Annotated in this window: 1 pseudogene; it reads right to left on the reverse strand. The window is 35.8% G+C overall.

The annotated features are described in order from the left end of the window. Nucleotides 1–416: pseudogene (locus JO375_RS24430) on the reverse strand (transcriptional regulator); the annotation flags it as partial.

The following is a 416-nucleotide window of genomic DNA, read 5'->3' on the forward strand; positions in this document are numbered from 1 at the left end:
GTCTCATTATTTAGTGTATGATAACTTACCATTGAATACATCAAATGTTTAAAACCATCATTGTACACACCCCGATGTAAATAATAATACGCTAACTCGTAACCAAACCACGCGATATAGTCCGGTATCACCTGTTGCGTATACATATCATCTGATGATGGTTGCTGTGAAAAAGACGCAATCTCTGTTTCAAATCGTTTGAGTATATCGTCTACATCTATGCTATATTGGTTTGCTGCAATTATAACATTCAACAATTTTGAGATTTGTTCATTTGAGGCTACTGTTTCGGCAATGTATTCAACATAATCATGTAGCACACTTATATCTCCCGATAAAAGCTTATATACGTAAGTATTACCTTCTGCCCAACTTTTGAACAAGTTAACCCAGTGTTGAGTATCGTCGTCAGTCTC

Source organism: Paenibacillus farraposensis (genome assembly GCF_020736845.1).
Lineage (GTDB): Bacteria > Bacillota > Bacilli > Paenibacillales > Paenibacillaceae > Paenibacillus > Paenibacillus farraposensis.